At 67.3% G+C, this 21,760-nt stretch carries 19 protein-coding genes; 14 read left to right on the forward strand and 5 right to left on the reverse strand.

Annotation, left to right across the window (positions count from 1 at the left end):
- Window positions 1-138: 138 nt before the first annotated feature.
- On the reverse strand, window positions 139-936 hold the full coding sequence (locus ACXDF8_RS03655; protein ID WP_457221885.1) for a hypothetical protein: 798 nt from the start codon (window positions 934-936) through the stop codon (window positions 139-141).
- 1 nt (window position 937) lies between these two features.
- Here ACXDF8_RS03655 and ACXDF8_RS03660 point away from each other — a divergent pair, with 1 nt between their 5' ends.
- Window positions 938-4,162 carry a beta strand repeat-containing protein gene (locus tag ACXDF8_RS03660; RefSeq protein ID WP_457221886.1) on the forward strand — a complete coding sequence of 1,075 codons (3,225 nt, stop codon included), beginning with the start codon at window positions 938-940 and terminating at the stop codon, window positions 4,160-4,162.
- Between the two features lie 86 nt (window positions 4,163-4,248).
- Here the strand turns inward: ACXDF8_RS03660 and mgtE are convergent, their stop codons facing one another.
- The gene (mgtE, locus tag ACXDF8_RS03665; RefSeq protein ID WP_457221887.1) at window positions 4,249-5,634 is read right to left on the reverse strand and encodes a magnesium transporter; all 1,386 of its coding nucleotides are present in this window, start codon (window positions 5,632-5,634) and stop codon (window positions 4,249-4,251) included.
- Window positions 5,635-5,917: 283 nt separating this feature from the next.
- Here mgtE and ACXDF8_RS03670 point away from each other — a divergent pair, with 283 nt between their 5' ends.
- Genes ACXDF8_RS03670 through ACXDF8_RS03680 form a run of 3 tightly spaced genes read left to right on the forward strand, consistent with a single transcriptional unit; the run spans window position 5,918 to window position 8,149 of the window.
- Window positions 5,918-7,198, forward strand: coding sequence for a bifunctional 3,4-dihydroxy-2-butanone-4-phosphate synthase/GTP cyclohydrolase II (locus ACXDF8_RS03670; protein ID WP_457221888.1), 1,281 nt, complete (start codon window positions 5,918-5,920; stop codon window positions 7,196-7,198).
- A 16-nt stretch (window positions 7,199-7,214) separates the two neighbouring features.
- A complete protein-coding gene (gene ribH / locus ACXDF8_RS03675) occupies window positions 7,215-7,694 on the forward strand; it encodes a 6,7-dimethyl-8-ribityllumazine synthase (protein WP_457221889.1) in 480 nt (159 codons plus the stop codon).
- The gene (locus tag ACXDF8_RS03680) at window positions 7,691-8,149 is read left to right on the forward strand and encodes a PH domain-containing protein (protein ID WP_457221890.1); all 459 of its coding nucleotides are present in this window, start codon (window positions 7,691-7,693) and stop codon (window positions 8,147-8,149) included. Before ribH ends, ACXDF8_RS03680 begins: the two co-directional genes overlap by 4 nt.
- On the opposite strand, the gene ACXDF8_RS03685 is transcribed toward ACXDF8_RS03680, so the two are convergent.
- On the reverse strand, window positions 8,142-8,606 hold the full coding sequence (locus tag ACXDF8_RS03685; protein ID WP_457221891.1) for a GNAT family N-acetyltransferase: 465 nt from the start codon (window positions 8,604-8,606) through the stop codon (window positions 8,142-8,144). The genes ACXDF8_RS03680 and ACXDF8_RS03685 overlap by 8 nt on opposite strands.
- A 93-nt stretch (window positions 8,607-8,699) precedes the next feature.
- Here ACXDF8_RS03685 and uvrC point away from each other — a divergent pair, with 93 nt between their 5' ends.
- Genes uvrC through whiA form a run of 4 tightly spaced genes read left to right on the forward strand, consistent with a single transcriptional unit; the run spans window position 8,700 to window position 13,670 of the window.
- Complete coding sequence (uvrC, locus tag ACXDF8_RS03690) at window positions 8,700-10,724, forward strand: excinuclease ABC subunit UvrC (RefSeq protein WP_457221892.1); 2,025 nt, start codon at window positions 8,700-8,702, stop codon at window positions 10,722-10,724.
- A 23-nt stretch (window positions 10,725-10,747) separates the two neighbouring features.
- The gene (gene rapZ / locus ACXDF8_RS03695) at window positions 10,748-11,638 is read left to right on the forward strand and encodes an RNase adapter RapZ (RefSeq protein WP_457222052.1); all 891 of its coding nucleotides are present in this window, start codon (window positions 10,748-10,750) and stop codon (window positions 11,636-11,638) included.
- Window positions 11,635-12,696: a uridine diphosphate-N-acetylglucosamine-binding protein YvcK gene (gene yvcK / locus ACXDF8_RS03700; RefSeq protein WP_457221893.1), complete on the forward strand. Its 1,062-nt coding sequence runs from the start codon at window positions 11,635-11,637 to the stop codon at window positions 12,694-12,696. Before rapZ ends, yvcK begins: the two co-directional genes overlap by 4 nt.
- Window positions 12,693-13,670 (forward strand): DNA-binding protein WhiA, encoded by a 978-nt coding sequence (whiA, locus tag ACXDF8_RS03705; RefSeq protein WP_457221894.1) that lies wholly within the window; start codon window positions 12,693-12,695, stop codon window positions 13,668-13,670. The genes yvcK and whiA overlap by 4 nt, the downstream gene beginning before the upstream one ends.
- 12 nt (window positions 13,671-13,682) lie before the next feature.
- Here whiA and ACXDF8_RS03710 read toward each other — a convergent pair whose 3' ends face one another.
- A complete protein-coding gene (locus tag ACXDF8_RS03710) occupies window positions 13,683-14,345 on the reverse strand; it encodes an MOSC domain-containing protein (RefSeq protein ID WP_457221895.1) in 663 nt (220 codons plus the stop codon).
- 158 nt (window positions 14,346-14,503) lie between these two features.
- Here ACXDF8_RS03710 and ACXDF8_RS03715 point away from each other — a divergent pair, with 158 nt between their 5' ends.
- The 5 genes from ACXDF8_RS03715 (at window position 14,504) to secG (ending at window position 18,623) form a co-directional block, all read left to right on the forward strand.
- On the forward strand, window positions 14,504-15,241 hold the full coding sequence (locus ACXDF8_RS03715) for an ABC transporter substrate-binding protein (protein WP_457221896.1): 738 nt from the start codon (window positions 14,504-14,506) through the stop codon (window positions 15,239-15,241).
- A 79-nt stretch (window positions 15,242-15,320) separates the two neighbouring features.
- The gene (gene gap, locus ACXDF8_RS03720) at window positions 15,321-16,343 is read left to right on the forward strand and encodes a type I glyceraldehyde-3-phosphate dehydrogenase (RefSeq protein ID WP_457221897.1); all 1,023 of its coding nucleotides are present in this window, start codon (window positions 15,321-15,323) and stop codon (window positions 16,341-16,343) included.
- 5 nt (window positions 16,344-16,348) lie between these two features.
- Complete coding sequence (locus tag ACXDF8_RS03725) at window positions 16,349-17,566, forward strand: phosphoglycerate kinase (RefSeq protein WP_457221898.1); 1,218 nt, start codon at window positions 16,349-16,351, stop codon at window positions 17,564-17,566.
- Window positions 17,567-17,573: 7 nt separating this feature from the next.
- Window positions 17,574-18,359 carry a triose-phosphate isomerase gene (tpiA, locus tag ACXDF8_RS03730; protein WP_457221899.1) on the forward strand — a complete coding sequence of 262 codons (786 nt, stop codon included), beginning with the start codon at window positions 17,574-17,576 and terminating at the stop codon, window positions 18,357-18,359.
- Window positions 18,360-18,389: 30 nt separating this feature from the next.
- Entirely contained in the window at window positions 18,390-18,623 is a 234-nt protein-coding gene (gene secG / locus ACXDF8_RS03735; RefSeq protein WP_099251382.1) for a preprotein translocase subunit SecG, read from the forward strand.
- A 13-nt stretch (window positions 18,624-18,636) separates the two neighbouring features.
- Here the strand turns inward: secG and ACXDF8_RS03740 are convergent, their stop codons facing one another.
- Complete coding sequence (locus tag ACXDF8_RS03740; protein ID WP_457221900.1) at window positions 18,637-18,816, reverse strand: hypothetical protein; 180 nt, start codon at window positions 18,814-18,816, stop codon at window positions 18,637-18,639.
- Window positions 18,817-18,926: 110 nt separating this feature from the next.
- On the opposite strand from ACXDF8_RS03740, the gene ppc reads away from it, so the two are divergent.
- The gene (gene ppc / locus ACXDF8_RS03745; protein ID WP_457221901.1) at window positions 18,927-21,734 is read left to right on the forward strand and encodes a phosphoenolpyruvate carboxylase; all 2,808 of its coding nucleotides are present in this window, start codon (window positions 18,927-18,929) and stop codon (window positions 21,732-21,734) included.
- Window positions 21,735-21,760: the final 26 nt, after the last annotated feature.

Raw genomic sequence — 21,760 nt, forward strand, 5'->3', positions numbered from 1 at the left:
CACTTAGCCAAACCTCAGCCTCGCTGCGCGGTCTGGCGTGTTGATAGTCCGCTATAGGTGCTGTTCACAGTGTTTCTGTGCCAAGACTGAGACAAATTTACTGTCGAGATTAAGCACCCATGTTATGTTGCGGAGCGACTATGTGGTGCACGTCACCAAGGCCTGGCCGATGACTCGCAGCACACCGTTCACCGACGGGAGATCCGTGAGTTCCAAGAAGCACGCCGCTCGCCACCGGAAGCGGGCGGCACGGCATCGGAAGAAGTCCCGATATACGGGGGCCCAGACCGCTCGCAACGGGATTCTCGTGGCGGCGGTTGGTCTGGGTCTCGCAGTCGGTGTCGGACAGGGAGTGGCCGCGGCGTCCACCGACGGTGGTTCCACGGATGCGGCGGGCGCACCGCATGCGGCCAGCAACTCCGGCGGAAACTCCGGACCGGCGGCGAAGGCGACCAGTTCGCGCGGATCCGCGGGCCCGGCACGCACCCGCACTCCCAGCGCGACATCGGCATCCAGAAGTGCCGCCTCGCCGGTCCGCTCGCCCGGCTCCGGCCGTGGACCGGTGGCGCCGACCAGCGCGCCGCCCACCACGACGCCGGCGACCACGACGCCGGCGACCACGACGCCGGCGACCAGCGCGCCGGCCACCACGACGCCGGCCGGCACGACGACTTCTGCGACAGCCCCCGCTTCGGTCGGGACGACGGACAACGCCGACGCGTCCTCGACGGACAACGCCGGCGCGTCCTCGACGGACGGCGATCCGACACCGACGACGCCCGGTGCCACCGCAGCCGACGGCACGGCGACGGCCACCGTCCCGTCGACCGCCACGAGCACCGGCGACGTCACCGCTACGGGCAACGGCGTTGTCACGCCGAAGGCCGCATCGGCCCGCTCTGCCGCCGCCGTCGCGACCGTTTTGTCGGCCGCCACCGTGCCGTCCGCGGCCGCCTACTCGATGAACGGTGATCTGTCGAACGTTCAGGAAGGTGCGGGGCCCATCACCACCCCGGCGCAGTACGACATTCAGACATCGCTGGACGCGTGGGCTGCGCAGCTGGACGCCTTGATGGCCGCCCCACTCACCCCGATCAACGGCTGGCTGAAGTTTCCGGTCACCTTCCTCAATGCTTTTTTCAAGCCGTCGATCGTGGTCGACCGACTCTCGTACGGTCTCAACGGGCTGGCGACGCTCATCGACGAGTTCGTGCCCCCGTTCAAGATGGTCGACGGCGCACCGTCGACCATCACGCCGGCCTCGGTGACGGCCGCGGTGCTCGCGGGTGCGATCGTGCTGTTCAACACCTCGCAGACCGTCGATATCCAGCATTGGATAGAAGAGGCGGTGAGCCTTGCCGGGGCGTTGCAGGACATCGCCGCGAATCCGGTCGTCAACGGGTTGATCGCGAACGATATGGACGGCGTGGTCGCGGCGGCACGAGGGGCCTTCCTGTCGCCGAAGACCGTTCTTGACATGGACATCACTCTCGGGAAGGCGCCGAACCCGGTGTCGCTGGCCATGTATGTCGTCGTGGTCGCGATCTTCCGGCGCTTCGCCGACGTCGCGACCGATCACCAGCCCGTCGTCACCGACATGAAGCAGACCAGTCAGCACCTCCCGGGCGCCAGCGGAACCACCGTCTCGGGCTATGTCCAGTTCTATGACGCCGACGGCGATCCAATCACCTCATACGGCTTCACCGAACCAGACGACAGCCGCTTCACCGTCACCGTGGTCGATGGCACCAACGGGCGGATGAATTGGACTGTGTGGGACTGGAATCCGTTGGGCCCCACAACTCCCAAGACGCTGACGTTCACACTGACGGTCTTGGCGCAAGGCGACGGCCAGATCAGCGTGTCCAAGCCGTACATGCCGAATGGCAACGAGACCACCAAGACCGTGACCGTGACCGTCTATTACAACCAAGCCATCGGCACGATGACCAATACGGTCACAAGCACCTCTTCCTTGGGCGTGGTTCGCGGATCCATCAGCATGCCGCCGAACCCGGACAACCCGACGACCTTCGCGCTCAACGGAGCCAGTGGGGGAACGGCGTACACCGCCAATGGTGGCATCGTCAAGCTCAACGCGACCACGGGCGCCTACACCTACATCCCGAACCGGGCCTCGAGTGCCACGACGGATTCGTTCCAGGTCGTCAGCACCGACAGCTTCGGCTACAGCTACACCACGTCGGTATCGGTGCCGGTGAGTTCCGTGTCACCGGTGACGACATTCAACACCCGGACCGGCACTGTGACCGGCAACCTGGACATCCCCGCTGGCAGTGCCGATAGCGGGCTGATGACTTACACGCTGGGCACCGCCCCCAACTCCACCAGGGGCACGGTGACGGTGAATGCCGATGGCACCTTCGTCTACACCAGGTCGGCGACGGCCGGATCGCAGCCCACGACGGACTCGTTCACGATCCTCGGCACCGACAGCACCGGGAAGACGGTCACCATCGCCGTGGTCAACGTCAACGCCACGACGGGCAACAGCGCACCGGTGGGCAACGGTGTAACAGTGGGCAGTTCGAAACTGGAGCGGGTCGTCGGTCCGAACGACAAGCAGACCACGACCGGAACTCTGGAAGCGACTGACGCAGACGGTGATCTGGTGACCTGGGCCGCCGGCACCTACTCCACCGCCCAGGGCGGGTCGATCACGGTTGCTGCCAACGGTACGTTCACCTACACGAACCAGAAGTACGCGTGGTTCGGTGTCTCGGACAGCTATTGGCACGACCATGCCGTCGTCGGCGACCCCGGGGACACGTTCACCATCAACGTCAGTGACGGCTTCGGCGGCACCACCGCGGTGACCTACGGCATTCCTATCGAAAAGCAAAACGCGACACCGACATTGTCGGGAACGGTCAACGGAACCCCGACGGTCGACGCGCTGGGCGTGCGGAGAGGCTCGATCAACACCGGCTCCGACGATGACGGCGACAGCCTGACCTATAGTCTCGTCGGTGCCACCGGAGGGTCGGTCTATACCGCCAATGGCGGCATCGTCACGATGAGCGGTACCTCGTTCACCTACATTCCGAAGGTCGGGGTGACCTCGGATTCGTTCCAGGTCCAGGTGAACGACGGTCACGGCGGTATCACCACGGCGACGGTCAGCCTGAGCGGGCTGACCACGCCGGGCACGACGACGAACATAAACAAGGCAACGCTGGGTACCGAGACTGGAACGCTGAACATTCCGTCGCCGAGCGACACCACGACTCTCGGCCTGACCTACAGCGTCGGTACCGGTCCGTCAAAGGGCACGGTGACGCTCACCAACACCGGTGGCACCTACACCTATACCTACGTGCGGAACTCGAGCCTGGGCCATTCGACGTCCAACGTCGATTCGTTCACCATCAACGCCACCGACGCCTCGGGCAAGACGGTGACGGTCGCGACGATCAGCGTTGCGCCGAACGTGGCCAACACCGTTCCGGTGATATCCACAGCGACAACCGATAAGGGCAGCACGGACAGCAGCAAGTGGCGTTTGGACACGCTGACGGGTGACAACCGTCAACAGACGACTACCGGCAAGATCACCGCGACTGACGCCGACGGTGACACCCTCACGTATTCGCTGGTCGATGCGACGACCCACAACGCCGTCACCACCACGACCAATGGTGGGTCCGTCACGTTCAATGCCGACGGGTCGTACACGTACACAATCGTCAAGGACAAGTCGTACTTCCACGCCGCGGCCAAGGTCGGTGCCTCTGGTGCGGCAGTGAACGACACGTTCACCGTCGCGGTCAGCGACGGCCTCGGGGGCGTTGCGTACACCACGGTGACGATGGCCACCTACGCGGTGAACAGCGCGCCGACATTCGTCAGTTCCAGCGGTGTGTCGAACTTCCTCGGCCTGAAGACCGTCAGCGGAATCAAGTTCACCGATGCCGACGGTGACACGATCGGAACGACGCGCAACCCGTCGAACGGCTCTGCCGGGTACTTCGCCCCCAGTGGATTCACCAGTGGTACCGACAACGTCCAAAGCGGCACGGGGGCGCTGGTCACCTTCACCGGCACCTACACGCTCTACGTGCAGGACGGCTATTACACGGTCAACAACGGTGTCATTACCGGCTCCTACGCCATTTCGACGCCGACAAAGTCCTGGAGTTGATCGTCGGCGGAACCGGCACCTGAACGCACACCGCGACAGTCTCGGCTATTCGGCGCGAGCTAATCCTGAACAGGGCGGACGCCTCCCTAGAGCCCCGCGAGCTGGGGCAGGGTGGCGTGGGCGATCAGGAAGTAGATGATCAGCCCGGTGCCGTCGACGATGGTGGCGATCATCGGCCCCGACACCACCGCCGGATCGACCCGCAGCTTCTTGAGCAGCGGCGGCAGCACCGACGCCACGATCGAGGCCCACAGCACGATCGCGGCAACCGTCAACGACACGGTGATGGTGACCTGGGGGCCGACGCCGAGGGTCCAAGCGCGGATCACCGCGGCCAGGGCCATGGTCGCGGCGATCAGGAAGCCGGTCGACATCTCCTTGGCCAACACGCGCGGTAGATCGCGAAGCCGCACCTGCCCGGTTCCCATGGCCCGCACCAGCGTCGTGGTGATCTGGGTACCGGTATTGCCACCGGTTCCGATTAGCAGCGGAATGAAGAACGCCAGTGCGACAACGGCCTCCATCTCATCCTCGAAAGCCCGCAGCACCGTGCCGGTGTAGGCTTCGGCCACGAACAACACGAGCAGCCACACGATTCGCTTGCGCCACAAGCGAAGTGGTGACGCTCGAAGATAGGGCACTTCCAATGGCTCTGAGCCGCCTTGTCTTTCGGCGTCTCGGGTCGCTTCCGCTTCAACGATGTGGGCGGCCACGTCGGCGGTCAGAACACCGAGCATGCGGCGCTGACCGTCGACGACTGGCAGGGCTGCGAGCTCGTAGTCAATCAGTGACTGTGCAGCCTGCTCGGCGTCGACCAGCGGGCCGACCCAGACCGGATCTTGGCTGCTGAGTTCCGCGACGGTCTGGCTGGGTTCGGCCAGCACTAGGTCCTGGAATTCGAGGAAGCCGATCAGTCGGCGGCCTTCGTCGGTCACATAAATCGGCACGCTCTGGCGCGCCCGGCTGCGCACCTGGGCGTTCTGGGCGCGCACCAGCACCGCGGCCTCGGCGGCCGTGATCGAGTCGGGGATGGTGAACACATCGGGCAGCATGTGCGCGGCGACCGACGTCGGCGGCCACCGCAGGACATCGCGGAGAATGTCGGCTCGCACCTCGCCAATGCCGGCAAGCAGCTGCTCCCGCGCCGAATTGGTCAGCCGTCGCAGGATTTCGGCGGCGTGGTCGGTTTCGATGGCTTCCAGCCACCGTGCCGCCCGTGCCGTGTCGGCCGCCTGAACGATACGGGTCGCCAGATCCGGATCGACCGAACCGAGGAGCTCGCGGGCCGACGTGGCGCTGAGCAGTGAGGCGAAGCCGGCGAGTTTCTCCCGCGACATGGCGCCGACCTGGCGGATTCTCTCGACGGATCCAGCCGAGCGCAGCCATGCTTCGACCGCATCGGCGGAATCCAGTTCTGTGGCGCGAACCGGCAGCACTTCAAGCACGCCGATATTGAGACCAGGACTCTTCATCACACTCCCTAACTTCGCGTCGTCCTGGCAGGTATCAGACCAAACGGTCGGTCTGTCGGGGCTGCTGAGTGGACTCGGGTAGGCAGAGTTCACGGAGGGTTCACCTCGCGAGCCCATCCTGCCGCGTACGTCACAGCACCCGCCTGGCCTGCGCATATCAGTCTCCGCGACCGGCTGCTGCCGATTGAGCGGACTGCTGAACAGGACGGGCAATATTCCGTCGCCGGGGGGGTGGTTCATACTGTCTGGTAGCAGTAACAGCGCAAATGGGCAGGCGGAAACGATGACGAGGCTGGACACCGTCGAACGGGCGGTTGCCGATATCGCGGCGGGAAAAGCTGTCGTCGTGATTGATGACGAGGACCGCGAGAACGAGGGCGACCTGATCTTCGCCGCCGAGAAGGCGACGCCGGAGCTGGTCGCGTTCATGGTGCGCTATACCTCCGGCTACCTGTGCGTGCCGCTGGACGGGGCGATCTGCGACAAGCTGGGCCTGCTGCCGATGTACGCGGTCAACCAGGACAAACACGGCACCGCCTACACCGTCACCGTCGACGCGAAGATCGGTGTGGGCACCGGAATCTCGGCTTCCGATCGGGCGACGACCATGCGGCTGCTGGCCGACCCGACCAGCGTCGCCGAGGACTTCACCAAACCCGGTCACGTGGTGCCATTGCGCGCCAAAGACGGTGGCGTGCTGCGCCGCCCCGGCCACACCGAGGCCGCCGTGGACCTGGCCCGGCTGGCCGGTCTACAGCCCGCCGGCGCCATCTGCGAGATCGTCAGTCAGAAGGACGACGGCGCGATGGCCCAGACCGACGAGCTGCGGATCTTCGCCGACGAGCACGACCTCGCGCTGATCTCCATCGCTGACCTTATCGAGTGGCGCCGCAAGCACGAGAAGCACATCGAGCGGATCGCCGAGGCCCGGATCCCGACCCGGCACGGCGAGTTCCGCGCGGTCGGCTATTCCAGCATCTACGAAGAGGTCGAACACGTCGCCCTGGTCAGGGGCGACATCGCCGGGCCCGAGCAGGACGGCCACGACGTCCTGGTGCGAGTGCACTCCGAATGCCTGACCGGTGACGTGTTCGGCTCGCGCCGTTGCGATTGCGGCCCGCAGCTGGACGCCGCCCTGGCGATGGTGGCCCGGGAAGGCCGCGGAATTGTTCTCTACATGCGCGGCCACGAAGGTCGCGGCATCGGGCTGATGCACAAGCTGCAGGCCTATCAGTTGCAGGACGCCGGCGCCGACACCGTCGATGCCAACCTGGAGCTCGGCCTGCCTGCCGACGCCCGCGACTACGGAATCGGCGCGCAGATCCTGGTGGATCTGGGTGTGCGTTCGATGCGGCTGCTGACCAACAACCCGGCCAAGCGTGTCGGGCTGGACGGCTACGGGCTGCACGTCATCGAGCGGGTGCCGTTGCCGGTGCGCGCCAACGCGGAGAACATCCGGTACCTGATGACCAAGCGGGACCGGATGGGCCATGATCTGACCGGGCTCGACGACTACGACGGTGACGTGGAGTTGCCCGACGATCTGGGCGGAGCGGTCCAATGAGTGGAGTAGCAGACCGATGAGTGGAGGCGCCGGCGTTCCGGACCTGCCTGAGATGGACGCCTCGCAGTTGTCGCTGGCGATCGTCGCCAGCACGTGGCATCCCAAGATCTGCAACGCCCTGCTCGACGGTGCGCGCCGGGTGGCCGACGACTCCGGCATTCCCGAACCGACCGTGGTCCGGGTACTCGGCGCGATCGAAATCCCGGTTGTTGCACAGGAACTCGCCACCTCTCACGACGCAGTCGTGGCTCTCGGGGTCGTGATTCGCGGCCAGACGCCGCATTTCGACTACGTCTGCGACGCGGTCACCCAGGGTCTGACCCGGGTGTCGCTGGACGCGTCGACGCCTGTCGCGAACGGGGTGCTGACCACCAACACCGAGGAGCAGGCCCTCGAACGCGCCGGGCTGCCCGGCTCGTCGGAGGACAAGGGTGCGCAGGCCGCTGCGGCAGCGTTGTCGACGGCCCTGACGCTGCGGCATCTGCGCGGGGCATGACCGGGACGCAGGGCGACTGGGACGTCGTGTTGCGTCCGCGGCTTACGCCCTACTTTGCCTATGCCGTCGCCTTCGTCATCGCCGCGGCCGGTATCGCGGTCGGGTTCCTTCTGAAGATCCGCTACACCGGTGCGTTCATCCAGCCGGCCGACCAGGTATCGATGGCCGGACTGGGCCTGATCCTGGCCGCGGCGACGTTGCTGCTCGCGCTGCCGCGGGTACGGGTCGGGCCCGCCGGCATCGCGGTGCGCAACGTCGTCCTCGAACGCCTCATCCCGTGGCCCGACGTCTTCGGCGTCTCGTTCCCGGAGGGTTCCCGTTGGGCGCGCATCGACGTGGCCGACTACGAGTACGTCCCGGTGCTGGCAATCCAGTCCGTCGACGGTCAGCGCGCCGTCGACGCGATGGACACCCTGCGTTCCCTGATCGCGAAGTATCGCCCCGACCTCACGTGATCGTGAGTCTCATCACGACCTCTCCGGCGCTACGACCGGATGGCACCTCGACGAAGCCGGCGTTTTCGTAGATCCGGCGGGCCGCGTGGTTGCCGCGGTCCATCCGCAGCGTCACGATCTGCACGGCGTGCCGACCCGCCCACGCCACCACAGCACCGACGAGGGGGCGGCCCAGGCCTGCGCCGCGCGCCGCGGGATCGATCCACAGTGAATACAGATAGGCCGTCTCGGGGTTCTGCTGATAGGCCGCGATCAGGCCGACGAGCTGCTGGTCGAGGAACGCCCCGAAGTACGCGTGCTCCCGCAGCCGCCGTCGCCAGTCGGCGGGGGTGAAGTCCACCTCGAGGCGGTATTGCGGATCGGCCGTGCCGAACACATCGCTGAGTGCGCTCAGCCGAAGGTGAGCCAACTGTTCCCAGTCCGACTCGGTGAGGCGGGTGACACGCGCCGCGGGCACGCCGTCGACGCTAGCGGGATTCGGCCCTGCCGGTGAACGATGCCGGTTAGGCGCAGCGGCCGGGCCGTCCTACCCGGGTACTAACCTGGGACCGTGCCCGATCCCGCGACCTACCGCCCGGCGCCCGGGTCGATTCCGGTCGAACCGGGCGTCTATCGATTCCGCGATCCGCACGGCCGAGTCATCTACGTGGGTAAGGCCAAGAGCCTGCGCAGCCGGCTGACGTCCTACTTCCAGGACATCTCGGCGCTGCATCCGCGCACCCGGCAGATGGTGACCACCGCCGCCAAGGTGGAGTGGACGGTGGTCAACACCGAGGTCGAGGCGCTGCAACTGGAATACAATTGGATCAAGGAGTTCGATCCGCGATTCAACGTCCGCTACCGCGACGACAAGTCCTATCCCGTACTGGCGGTGACGCTGAATGAGGACTACCCGCGGCTGTTCGTCTACCGCGGTCCGCGGCGCAAGGGAGTCCGCTATTTCGGTCCGTATTCGCACGCCTGGGCCATCCGCGAGACGCTGGACCTGTTGACTCGGGTCTTCCCGGCCCGCACCTGCTCGGCAGGAGTCTTCAAGCGGCACAGCCAAATAGAACGTCCTTGCCTGCTCGGCTACATCGACAAATGCTCGGCGCCGTGTGTCGGCAGGGTCAGCGCCGAGGAGCACCGCAAGATCGTGCTGGATTTCTGCGACTTCCTCTACGGTAGGACCGACCGCTTCGCCCGCGATCTCGAACACCAGATGAACGCGGCGGCGGCCGAGCTCGACTTCGAGCGTGCCGCCCGGTTGCGCGACGACATCGCCGCGCTGAAACGGGCGCTGGAGAAGCAGGCGGTGGTGCTCGGCGACGGGACCGACGCCGATGTCGTCGCGTTCGCCGACGACGAGCTGGAGGCTGCGGTGCAGGTGTTCCACGTGCGTGGCGGACGAGTGCGCGGTCAACGCGGCTGGGTGGTGGAGAAGCCGGGTGAGCCGGGAGCGTCCGCCGAGGCGCAACTGGTCGAGCAGTTTCTCACCCAGTTCTACGGCGCTGAAGCTGAATTGGGCGGCCCGCCCGAGGCCCAATTGGGCGGCGCAGCAGACGAATCCACCAATCCGGTGCCGCGCGAGGTGCTGGTGCCCTGCCTGCCGCCGAACGCCGAGGAGCTGGGCGACTGGTTGTCCGATCTGCGTGGGTCCCGGGTGGCGCTGCGGGTGCCGCAACGCGGTGACAAGAAGGCGCTGGCCGAGACGGTGCACCGCAACGCCCAGGAGGCGCTGCAGCAACACAAGCTCAAGCGTGCCGGTGACTTTACGGCGAGATCGGCTGCGCTGCAGAACATTCAAGAGACTCTGGGCCTGGCCGACGCGCCGCTTCGCATCGAATGTGTCGACATCAGCCACGTCCAGGGCACCGATGTGGTGGCCTCCCTGGTGGTCTTCGAAGACGGCCTGCCCCGCAAATCCGACTACCGGCACTTCGCGATCCGGGAGGCCGCCGGCGAGGGACGTTCCGACGACGTGGCCTCGATCGCGGAGGTCACCCGCCGCCGGTTCGCCCGCCACGTCAATGAGCAGCAGCGGGCCCTCGACGAGCTGTCCCCGGAGGGCAAGTCGCGAAAGTTCGCCTACCCGCCCAACCTGTACGTCGTCGATGGGGGCGCCCCGCAGGTCAACGCCGCCCAGGCGGTGCTCGACGATCTCGGCGTCGCCGACGTGGCCGTGATCGGCCTGGCCAAACGACTCGAGGAGGTGTGGGTGCCCCTTGAAATCGACCCGGTCATCTTCCCGCGCAACAGTGAGGGGCTGTACCTGTTGCAGCGGGTACGCGACGAGGCACACCGCTTCGCCATCTCCTACCACCGCAGCAAGCGGTCCAAGCGGATGACTGCCTCAGCGCTGGACTCGGTGCGCGGGCTGGGTGAGACTCGGCGAAAGGCGCTGGTCACGCACTTCGGGTCGCTGGCGCGGTTGCGCCAGGCCAGTGTCGACGAGATCACCGCGGTGCCCGGCATCGGCGCTGCCACCGCCGCCGCGGTGTTGGAAGCGCTAGGGGTGCCGGCGGATTCGGCGGTAACCGCTGCGCGGGACGATCAGGTCGGCGAAGATCAGACAGCTGAACAGGCGACGCGATGACAGAGCACAGCACAGGCGAACAGATGCGGACCGAGCGGACCGGCGAGGAGTCGGATATCGACGTGGTGTTGGTGACCGGGCTGTCCGGCGCCGGGCGCGGCACCGCGGCCAAGGTGCTCGAGGACCTCGGCTGGTATGTCGCCGACAACCTTCCCCCCGAGCTGATCGCGCGGATGGTCGACCTGGGCCTGGCGGCGGGCTCGCGGATCACCCAGCTGGCGGTGGTGATGGACGTGCGCTCGCGGGGCTTCACCGGTGACCTCGACTGGGTGCGCAACGAGCTGGCCACCCGCAACATCCACCCGCGCGTGCTGTTCATGGAGGCCTCCGACGACATCCTGGTGCGGCGCTACGAGAACAACCGGCGCAGCCATCCACTGCAGGGCAACCAGACGCTGGCCGAGGGTATCGCCGCCGAACGTGCCCTGCTGGCTCCGGTGCGGGCCTCGGCGGACCTGGTCATCGACACCTCGACCCTGTCGGTGCGCGCGCTGCGCGAGAGCATCGAGCGGGCCTTCGGCGGCGAGGCGGTCGCTCAGACCAACGTGACGGTCGAGTCGTTCGGCTTCAAGTACGGCCTGCCGATGGACGCCGACATGGTCATGGACGTCCGCTTCCTGCCCAACCCGCACTGGGTCGACGAACTGCGCCCCCACACCGGCCAGCATCCGGCGGTGCGGGACTACGTCCTTGGCCAACCCGGCGCCGGGGAGTTCCTGCAGTCCTACCATCAGCTGCTGAGGCTCGTCGTCGACGGCTACAGCCGAGAGGGGAAGCGCTACATGACGGTGGCCATCGGCTGCACGGGCGGCAAGCACCGCAGTGTCGCCATGGCCGAGGCGCTGGCCGGGTTGCTCCAGCACAACGAGCAACTCACGGTCCGGGTGCTGCACCGCGATCTGGGTCGCGAATGACGCGGATCGTCGCCCTCGGCGGCGGCCACGGTCTCTACGCGACGTTGTCCGCGGCGCGCCGGCTCAGCCCGCATGTCACCGCCGTCGTGACCGTTGCCGACGACGGCGGCTCCTCGGGGCGGCTGCGCAGCGAACTCGACATCGTGCCGCCAGGGGATCTGCGAATGGCGTTGGCCGCCTTGGCTTCCGACAGTCCACACGGCCGGTTGTGGGCCACGATCATTCAGCATCGGTTCGGCGGCAGCGGCGGTCTGGCTGGGCATCCGATCGGAAACTTGATCCTGGCCGGACTCAACGAGGTACTGGCCGACCCGGTGGCGGCGCTCGACGAACTGGGCCGCATCCTCGGCGTCAAGGGCAGGGTGCTGCCGATGTGCCCGATCGCACTGCAGATCGAGGCGGACGTCGCCGGCCTGGAAACCGACCCGAGGATGAGCCGGGTGATCCGCGGCCAGGTCGCGGTCGCCACCACACCGGGCAAAGTGCGCCGGGTGCGGCTGCTGCCCGGTGACCCGCCCGCGACCCGGCAGGCCGTCGACGCCATCATGGCCGCTGATCTCGTCGTGCTCGGGCCCGGTTCCTGGTTCACCAGCGTGATCCCGCACGTCCTCGTCCCGGGCCTGACCGAGGCGCTGCGGTCGACCGCCGCGCGGCGGGCCCTGGTGCTCAACCTGGCCGCCGAGCCGGGGGAGACCGCCGGCTTCTCCGCTGAGCGGCATCTGCACGTGCTGGCCCAGCACGCCCCGGGCTTCTCCGTCGACGAGATCATCGTCGACGCCACCCGTGTCCCCTCCGACCGGGAACGTGATCAGGTCCGTCGCACCGCCAGCTTGTTGGATGCGTCAGTTCAGTTTGCCGACGTGTCCAGACCTGGTACACCTTTACATGACCCGGCGAAGCTGGCTGCAGCCCTTGACGGTGTGCGCACACGACGACCGGTCCCCGCGCCACCCGACCTGCCGCCTGCCGAGCCCATGCAGGCCGCGGGGAGGCGACAGGGGGACGCGGTGCCGGGACCGACTGTAGACGGACCGAGAGGTGACGACCTGTGGCGATGACTGCCGAGGTGAAGGACGAACTGAGCCGGCTGGTGGTCAATTCCGTGAGCGCCCGCCGCGCGGAGGTGGCGTCCCTGCTGCGCTTTGCCGGCGGTCTGCACATCGTCTCCGGCCGTGTCGTGGTGGAGGCGGAAGTCGACCTCGGCATCATCGCGCGGCGGTTACGCAAGGACATCTACGACCTCTACGGCTACAACGCGGTGGTGCACGTGCTGTCGGCCAGTGGCATCCGCAAGAGCACCCGCTATCTGGTCCGGGTCGCCAAAGACGGTGAGGCACTGGCACGCCAGACCGGACTGTTGGACATGCGTGGCCGACCGGTGCGGGGCCTGCCCGCACAGGTTGTCGGCGGCAGCGTCGGCGATGCCGAGGCCGCCTGGCGGGGTGCATTCCTGGCGCACGGTTCACTGACCGAGCCCGGCCGGTCCTCGGCGCTTGAGGTCAGTTGCCCGGGGCCCGAGGCCGCGTTGGCGTTGGTGGGTGCCGCCCGGCGGCTCGGGGTCAGCGCCAAGGCCCGCGAGGTGCGCGGCGCCGACCGGGTCGTGGTCCGCGACGGCGAGGCCATCGGCGCGCTGCTGACCCGGATGGGGGCGCAGGACACCCGGTTGACGTGGGAGGAGCGCCGGATGCGGCGCGAGGTCCGCGCCACCGCCAACCGGCTGGCCAACTTCGACGACGCCAATCTGCGCCGCTCGGCGCGCGCGGCGGTGGCCGCCGCGGCCCGGGTGGAGCGGGCGCTGGAGATCCTGGCTGACACCGTGCCCGAGCATCTCGCGGCCGCTGGCCGGTTGCGCGTCGAACATCGGCAGGCCTCACTGGAGGAGCTGGGTCGACTTGCCGAACCGCCGATGACGAAAGACGCTGTCGCTGGCCGTATTCGGCGGCTGTTGTCAATGGCCGATCGTAAGGCTAAGCAGGACGGAATTCCCGACACCGAGTCGGCCGTCACCCCCGATTTACTCGAAGACGCCTAGCCCCCGACAGTCTCAGCCGGCCGCGGTCCGCTTGGCCGCGTAGGCCTTCAGCTCGGCGGAAAGCGCGTCGGCGGCCAGCAGCCGGGGCAACAGCGCCGGCTCCGACATCCGGGCCCGGAAGACCAGGCCGATCGTGACGTCATGGTCGGGTCGGTAGTCGATGTCGATCCCGTCGCCGGCGCACACCGGCCCGGGGGTGAGCACCCGTAGATACGCGCCCGGCTTGCCGGCATCGGTGAACGTCTTGATCCAGCCCGTGATGTCGAGGAACGCCGCGAACGTCCGGCACGGTGTGCGGGGAGCCGAGACCTCTAGCAGCAACCCGCCGGTGCCGACCCGCCAGCGCTCGCCGATGCGCGCGTTCGTCACGTCCACTCCGCGGGTGGTCAGATTCTCGCCGAACATCCCGTCGGCCAGCGGTCGCGACAGCCGTGACGCCCACTCGTCGAGATCCTCGCGGGCATAGACGTAGACGGCCTGGTCATCCCCACCGTGCAACTTGTGGTTGCCGATGGTGTCTCCGACCAGACCGCTGCCCAGCCCGCCGCGCATCGGTCCCGGCGCGCGCACCATGACCGCCTCGGGCGTGGCCACCTTGTCGATACCGGTGGGCTTCGACGGTGCATCCGGGTTCGCGCGGACACGGGCCAGGTTGACCGACAGCACCTTGCTCACCCGATCAGCTTAGGCGTGGTGGGCGCCGTCGCCGACCCGGAGAACCGGCGTTGCCGGTAGTGCCGTGAAAGATGCTGCTGTACAGCTATTTTCGTGCCTCACCGCTCTCCCGGGGGGACCGTGCGCCGCCGTTTAGTGCGGGTACTACGGTGGGGGCCATGTCGGCGGGCGAGGTGCTACGGGTGGGTGCGGCCTTCCCCGATCCGCCGTTCAACGACACCGGCGCGGCCGGCGGACTCGACATCGACCTCATGGCGGCGATCGGCGACCAGCTCGGCGCCGCCGTGGAGTTCGTGCGCTACGAGGGCCGCGACTTCAACGGCATCTTCGATGCGCTGGACTCAGGGATGTTCGACTGTGTCGCCTCGGGCACCACGATCACCGGCTCGCGCGCCATGAAGGCGTCGTTCTGCGACCCCTACCTGATTTCGGGGCAGGCGCTGGCCGTCGACACCGCCCGGCTGCCGGAGGTCCGTTCGGTCGACGACCTGGAGGGCCTGGCCATCGGCGTCCAGCAGGGCAACACCAGCCAGCCGATCGCCAACCGGTTGGTCGCCGATGGCAAGGCCGCCCGGGTGCGTGTCTACGACTACGGCAACGTCCGCAGCGTGTTGCGCGACTTGAGCACCGGGCGCTGCGATGCGTTCATGAAATTCGGTCCGGTACTGAGCCGCCTGGTCGACGGACTGCCGTCGGTGGAGGTGGTTCAACGCGGCATCACCACGGAGAAGATCGCGATCGCGGTGCCCACCAGTGCCGCCGCCCTGTTGGGCCGGATCAACGTCGCGCAGGCCGCGCTCGAGAAGAACGGCACTTTGCCATCGATCCGCCGGCGCTGGACCGGATCGGCCCGCGTCGACCAGAGCGGCCCGCAGATCGGGGAGGTGCCGGCGTGACATTCCAGCCGCTCGCGCACCGCGTAGCGCCCGCTACTAGTCTGGGCGGGGGTACTCAGAAGCAACTAGAGGAGACAACGTGACCATCCGGGTGGGCGTTAACGGCTTCGGCCGCATCGGACGCAACTTCTACCGGGCCTTGGCAACCCAGCAGGCCGAAGGCAAGGCCCAAGACGTCGAGATCGTGGCGGTCAACGACCTCACCGACAACGCCACTCTCGCACACCTGCTCAAGTTCGACTCGATCCTCGGCCGCCTGCCCGAGGACGTCAGCCTCGAGGGCGAAGACACCATCGTCATCGGCAACACCAAGATCAAGGCGCTCGAGGTCAAAGAAGGACCCGCCGCGATTCCGTGGGGCGATCTGGGCGTCGACGTCGTGGTCGAGTCCACCGGCATCTTCACCGCTCGGGCCAAGGCCCAGGGCCACCTGGATGCCGGCGCCAAGAAGGTCATCATCTCGGCACCGGCCAGCGATGAGGACATCACCATCGTGCTGGGCGTCAACGACGACAAGTACGACGGCAGCCAAAACATCATCTCCAACGCCTCGTGCACCACGAACTGCCTCGGCCCGCTGGCCAAGGTCATCAACGATGAGTTCGGCATCATCAAGGGCCTGATGACCACCATCCACGCCTACACCCAGGACCAGAACCTGCAAGACGGTCCGCACAAGGATCTGCGTCGCGCCCGCGCGGCCGCCCTGAACATCGTGCCGACCTCCACCGGTGCGGCCAAGGCCATCGGGCTGGTACTGCCGGAGCTGAAGGGCAAGCTCGACGGCTACGCGCTGCGGGTGCCGATCCCCACCGGCTCGGTCACCGATTTGACCGTCGAGCTGGAGAAGAAGGCCAGCGCCGAGGAGATCAACGCCGCGCTCAAGGCCGCCGCCGAGGGCAAGCTCAATGGCATCCTGAAGTACTACGACGCCCCCATCGTCTCCAGCGACATCGTCACCGACCCGCACAGCTCGATCTTCGACTCCGGCCTGACCAAGGTGATCGACGATCAGGCCAAGGTGGTGTCCTGGTACGACAACGAGTGGGGCTACTCCAACCGCCTGGTCGACCTGGTCGGCCTGGTCGGCAAGTCGCTGTAACGGCGATGACGGTCAAGACTCTCGCCGACCTGCTCGCCGAGGGCGTCGAGGGCCGGGGCGTTCTCGTGCGCTCTGACCTCAACGTCCCCCTCGACGACGTGGGCACGATCACCGACCCGGGGCGCATCATCGCTTCGGTCCCCACCCTGAAGGCGCTGGCCGAGGCCGGAGCGAAGGTGGTGGTGACCGCCCACCTCGGCCGGCCCAAGGGCGGTCCGGAACCGAAGTTCTCCCTGGCGCCGGTCGCGGCCGCGTTGGGGGAGAAGTTGGGTCGGCACGTGCAGCTCGCCAGTGATGTGGTGGGTACCGATGCGCTGGCCCGTGCCGAGGGGCTGACCGACGGGGATGTCCTGCTGCTGGAGAACATCCGCTTCGACTCCCGGGAGACCAGCAAGGACGACGCCGAGCGCGCGGCGCTGGCCAAGGCACTGGTCGAGCTGGTCGGTGAGGACGGCGCGTTCGTCTCCGACGGTTTCGGCGTGGTGCACCGCAAGCAGGCCTCGGTGTATGACGTCGCGATGCTACTGCCGCACTATGCGGGAACCCTGGTGGCGACTGAGGTCAAGGTGCTCGAGCAGCTCACCAGTTCCACCGAGCGGCCGTATGCCGTGGTGCTGGGCGGCTCCAAGGTCTCCGACAAGCTGGCCGTCATCGAGAACCTTGCGACCAAAGCGGACAGTCTGATTATCGGTGGCGGCATGTGCTTCACATTCCTTGCCGCCCAGGGTCTTTCGGTCGGTTCCTCGCTGCTGCAGGAGGAGATGCTGGATACCTGTCGGGACCTGCTCGAGAAGTACGGCGACGTCATCCACCTGCCGGTCGATATCGTCGTCGCCGAGAAGTTCTCGGCCGATTCGGCAGTGGAAACCGTTGCCGCCGAACACATCCCGGCCGACAAGATGGGTCTGGACATCGGTCCGGAGTCGGTGAAGCGGTTCGCCACGCTGCTGTCGAACGCGCGCACCGTCTTCTGGAACGGGCCGATGGGTGTCTTCGAGTTCCCGGCGTTCGCGGCGGGCACCAAGGGAGTGGCCGAGGCGATCATCGGTGCCACCGCCAAGGGCGCGTTCAGTGTCGTCGGCGGCGGCGACTCCGCGGCGGCCGTGCGCCAGCTCGGCCTGCCCGAGGACGGTTTCTCGCACATTTCGACCGGCGGCGGCGCGTCGCTGGAATACCTTGAGGGCAAAACACTGCCCGGCATCGAAATACTCGAGTCACCCTAGGAGCCTTGTGTCCCGTAAGCCGCTGATCGCGGGCAACTGGAAGATGAACCTCAACCACTTCGAGGCCATCGCCCTTGTCCAGAAGATCGCGTTCTCGTTGCCCGACAAGTACTTCGACAAGGTTGACGTCACCGTCATCCCGCCGTTCACCGATCTGCGCAGCGTGCAGACCCTGGTCGACGGCGACAAGCTGCGGCTGACGTACGGCGCACAGGACCTGTCGCAACACGATTCGGGTGCCTACACCGGTGACATCAGCGGTGCGTTCCTGGCGAAGCTGGGGTGCACGTTCGTGGTCGTCGGCCACTCCGAGCGCCGTACCTACCACCACGAGGACGATGCAGTGGTCGCCGCGAAGGCGAGCGCGGCGTTGCGGCACGGGCTCACCCCGATCGTGTGCATCGGCGAGCAGCTCGAGGTTCGCGAGGCCGGCAACCACGTCGAGTTCAACGTGAACTCGCTGCGTGGTTCGCTGGCCGGATTGTCGGCCGAGCAGATCGCCAAGACGGTCATCGCCTACGAGCCGGTGTGGGCGATCGGCACCGGTCGGGTGGCCAGTGCCGCCGACGCCCAGGAGGTCTGCGCCGCGATCAGGGCGGAACTGGCCAACCTGGCGTCGCCGCAGGCCGCCGCGGGGATCCGGGTGCTCTACGGCGGCTCGGTGAACGCCAAGAACGTCGGTGAGCTGTCTGCTCAGCCCGACGTCGACGGTGCGCTGGTCGGCGGGGCGTCGCTGGACGGCGAGCAGTTCGCCACCCTGTCTGCGATCGCCGCGGGCGGGCCGCTGCCGTAAGCAGGCCCGACAGCAGGTATCCTGGGCGCCATGGTTTTGACCCTGCAGATCATCCTTGTGGTCACCAGTGTCCTGGTGGTGTTGCTGGTGCTGCTGCACCGCGCCAAGGGTGGCGGCCTGTCGACGCTGTTCGGCGGCGGTGTGCAGTCGAGCCTGTCCGGGTCGACCGTGGTGGAGAAGAACCTCGACCGCCTGACGTTGTTCGTCACCGGCATCTGGGTGGTGTCCATCGTCGGGATGGCCCTGCAGATCAAGTACAGCTGAGCCCTGTCGCGCGTCAGGGTGTGAACACCACCCGCTGACCGTCGTCCGGCTCGACCCATACCCGTTCCACATCGGCCAGCGGCACGGCCCGCGCCTGTGTCGTCAGGGTTCCGGTGGCGATCTGGGTGGCGATGGGCGTGCACCCCCTCTGCGGTAAGCGGTCCAGGTGGCACGCCTCCACAGTAGAGAACATATGTTCGATTTCTACTGGCGCGGCGTGCTCTTGTGGCGGAACTCGGGTCCGTGGACAGCCTCTCCTGTGCTCGGCCTGCAGCCCTCACCGGCCACCGCGATACTTGAGGGATGGCTGATCTCCGCGACGTGGCCCTGGAACCGATTGGCGCGGTCCACCGCACCCAAGTCGGGCGGGAGGCCACCGAACCAATGCGTGAGGACATCCGGTTGCTGGGGACCATCCTCGGCGACACCGTGCGTGAACAGAACGGCGACGAGGTGTTCGACCTCGTCGAGCGGGCCCGGGTCGAATCCTTTCGGGTGCGCCGGTCGGAGATCGACCGCTCCGAACTGACCCAGTTGTTCGACGGCATCGACGTGCACCGGGCCATCCCGGTGATCCGTGCGTTCAGCCACTTCGCGCTGCTGGCCAACGTCGCCGAGGACATCCATCGCGAGCGGCGGCGGGCCATCCACGTCGCTGCGGGCGAGCCGCCGCAGAACAGCACGCTGGCCGCGACGTACGACAAGCTCGACGCGGCCGGACTGGATGCGGACACCGTCGCCGACGCGTTGCGCGGGGCACTGGTGTCGCCGGTGATCACCGCCCACCCGACGGAGACCCGCCGCCGCACGGTCTTCGACACCCAGCACCGCATCACCGAGCTGATGCGGCTGCGGTTGCACGGGCACAATGAGACCGGCGACGGCCGCTCGATCGAGGCCGAGCTGCGCCGCCAGATCCTCACGCTGTGGCAGACCGCGCTGATCCGGTTGTCGCGCTTGAAGATTCAGGACGAGATCGAGGTGGGGCTGCGCTACTACCCGGCGGCGTTCTTCCAGGTGATCCCGAAGGTGAACGCCGAGGTGCGCCTAGCCCTGCGGTCGCGCTGGCCGGAAGCCGACTTGCTCGAGGAGCCAATCCTGCGTCCCGGTTCGTGGATCGGCGGCGACCGGGACGGCAACCCGAACGTGACCGCCGACGTGGTCCGGCTGGCCACCGGCAGCGCCGCCTACACCGCTTTGGCGCACTACTTCACCGAGCTGACCCGGCTGGAGCAGGAGCTGTCGATGTCGGCGCGGCTGGTGAAGACCACCGACGACCTTCTCGGGCTGGCCGGCGCCTGCGACGAACCGGTACGGATGGACGAGCCGTACCGGCGGGCCCTGCGGGTCGTGCACGCCCGGTTGACGGCCACCGCCGCCGAGATCCTGGACCGCATGCCCGAGCATGTCCTCGACCTCGGTCTGGCCGCCTACCGGACCCCGGACGAGCTGCTCGCTGACCTCGACGTCATCGACTCCTCGCTGCGCCGAAACGGCAGCGCGCTACTGGCTGACGACCGGTTGGCCCGGCTACGGGAAGCCGTCGACGTCTTCGGATTCCACCTCAGCGGCCTGGACATGCGGCAGAACTCCGAGACCCACGAAGAGGTGGTGGCCGAGCTGCTGGCCTGGGCCGGTGTGCATCCCGACTACGCCTCGCTGCCGGAACCAGAACGCGTGGAGCTGCTGGTGTCCGAACTGAGCACCCGGCGCCCGCTGGTACGCGAGGATGCCGAGCTGTCGGAGTTGGCTCGCAAGGAACTGGGCATCGTGTTCGCCGCTGCCCGCGCGGTCAGCGTCTTCGGCCCGCAGGCGGTGCCCAACTACATCATTTCGATGTGCCAGTCGGTCTCCGATATGCTGGAGGCCGCGCTCCTGCTCAAAGAGGCTGGGCTGCTCGATGTTTCGGGGGAGCACCCGTATGCTCCGGTTGGCATCGTGCCGCTGTTCGAGACCATCGACGATCTGCAGCGCGGCTCGTCGATCCTGGAGTCCGTGCTCGACATTCCGCTCTACCGCGCGATGGTGCATGCCCGCGGTGAGAGCCAGGAAATCATGCTGGGCTATTCCGATTCCAACAAGGACGGCGGCTATCTGGCCGCGAACTGGGCGCTGTACCGCGCCGAGTTGGATCTGGTGGAGTCGGCCCGCAAGACCGGCATCCGGCTGCGGCTGTTCCACGGCCGCGGCGGAACAGTCGGCCGCGGCGGCGGCCCGAGCTACGACGCGATCCTGGCCCAGCCGCCCGGGGCGGTCAACGGCTCGCTGCGCCTCACCGAGCAGGGCGAGGTCATCGCCGCCAAGTACGCCGAGCCGAGGATCGCACACCGCAACCTCGAGACGCTGTTGGCCGCCACCCTGGAGTCGACACTGCTGGACACTGAAGGGCTGGGTGGGCTGGCCCAGAGCGCGTACGAGGTGCTCGACGACCTGGCCGCGCGCGCACAGCGCGCCTACGCTGAATTGGTCCACGAGACACCGGGTTTCGTCGAGTATTTCAAGGAGTCCACGCCGGTGAGCGAGATCGGCTCACTCAACATCGGCAGCCGACCGACTTCGCGCAAACCCACCACGTCGATCTCCGATCTGCGCGCGATCCCGTGGGTGCTGGCTTGGAGCCAGTCCCGGGTGATGCTGCCCGGCTGGTACGGCACCGGCACCGCGTTCGAGGACTGGATCGCCGACGGCCCCGAATCCCCGCAGGCCAGACTCGAGGTGCTCCAGGAGCTGTACCGGACGTGGCCGTTCTTCGCCACCGTGCTGTCGAACATGGCCCAGGTGCTGGCCAAGGCCGACATGGGTCTGGCGGCCCGGTACTCCGAGCTGGTCGCCGACACCGAACTGCGGCAGCGGGTCTTCGACAAGATTGTCGACGAGTACGAACGCACCATCGGCATGCACAAGCTGATCACCGGTCAGGACGACCTGCTGGCCGACAACCCGGCCCTGGCCCGCTCGGTGTTTAACCGGTTTCCGTACCTGGAGCCGCTTAACCATCTGCAGGTGGAGTTACTGCGCCGCTACCGATCCGGGGACACCGACGAACTGGTCCAGCGCGGGATCCTGCTGACCATGAGCGGGCTGGCCTCGGCGCTGCGCAACAGCGGGTAGCGGGAACCACGGTGCCGTTCGGTGCG

This window comes from Mycolicibacterium sp. CBM1 (assembly GCF_054073305.1).

Excerpts from the sequence above, each read along its gene's own strand:
- mgtE (WP_457221887.1), bottom strand. The coding sequence starts at position 5,634 with ATGAAGAGTCCTGGTCTCAATATCGGCGTGCTTGAAGTGCTGCCGGTT.
- ACXDF8_RS03670 (WP_457221888.1), top strand. The coding sequence starts at position 5,918 with ATGACGAGGCTGGACACCGTCGAACGGGCGGTTGCCGATATCGCGGCG.
- ribH (WP_457221889.1), top strand. The coding sequence starts at position 7,215 with ATGAGTGGAGGCGCCGGCGTTCCGGACCTGCCTGAGATGGACGCCTCG.
- ACXDF8_RS03680 (WP_457221890.1), top strand. The coding sequence starts at position 7,691 with ATGACCGGGACGCAGGGCGACTGGGACGTCGTGTTGCGTCCGCGGCTT.
- rapZ (WP_457222052.1), top strand. The coding sequence starts at position 10,748 with ATGCGGACCGAGCGGACCGGCGAGGAGTCGGATATCGACGTGGTGTTG.
- yvcK (WP_457221893.1), top strand. The coding sequence starts at position 11,635 with ATGACGCGGATCGTCGCCCTCGGCGGCGGCCACGGTCTCTACGCGACG.
- whiA (WP_457221894.1), top strand. The coding sequence starts at position 12,693 with ATGACTGCCGAGGTGAAGGACGAACTGAGCCGGCTGGTGGTCAATTCC.
- ACXDF8_RS03715 (WP_457221896.1), top strand. The coding sequence starts at position 14,504 with ATGTCGGCGGGCGAGGTGCTACGGGTGGGTGCGGCCTTCCCCGATCCG.
- ACXDF8_RS03725 (WP_457221898.1), top strand. The coding sequence starts at position 16,349 with ATGACGGTCAAGACTCTCGCCGACCTGCTCGCCGAGGGCGTCGAGGGC.
- secG (WP_099251382.1), top strand. The coding sequence starts at position 18,390 with ATGGTTTTGACCCTGCAGATCATCCTTGTGGTCACCAGTGTCCTGGTG.
- ACXDF8_RS03740 (WP_457221900.1), bottom strand. The coding sequence starts at position 18,816 with ATGTTCTCTACTGTGGAGGCGTGCCACCTGGACCGCTTACCGCAGAGG.
- ppc (WP_457221901.1), top strand. The coding sequence starts at position 18,927 with ATGGCTGATCTCCGCGACGTGGCCCTGGAACCGATTGGCGCGGTCCAC.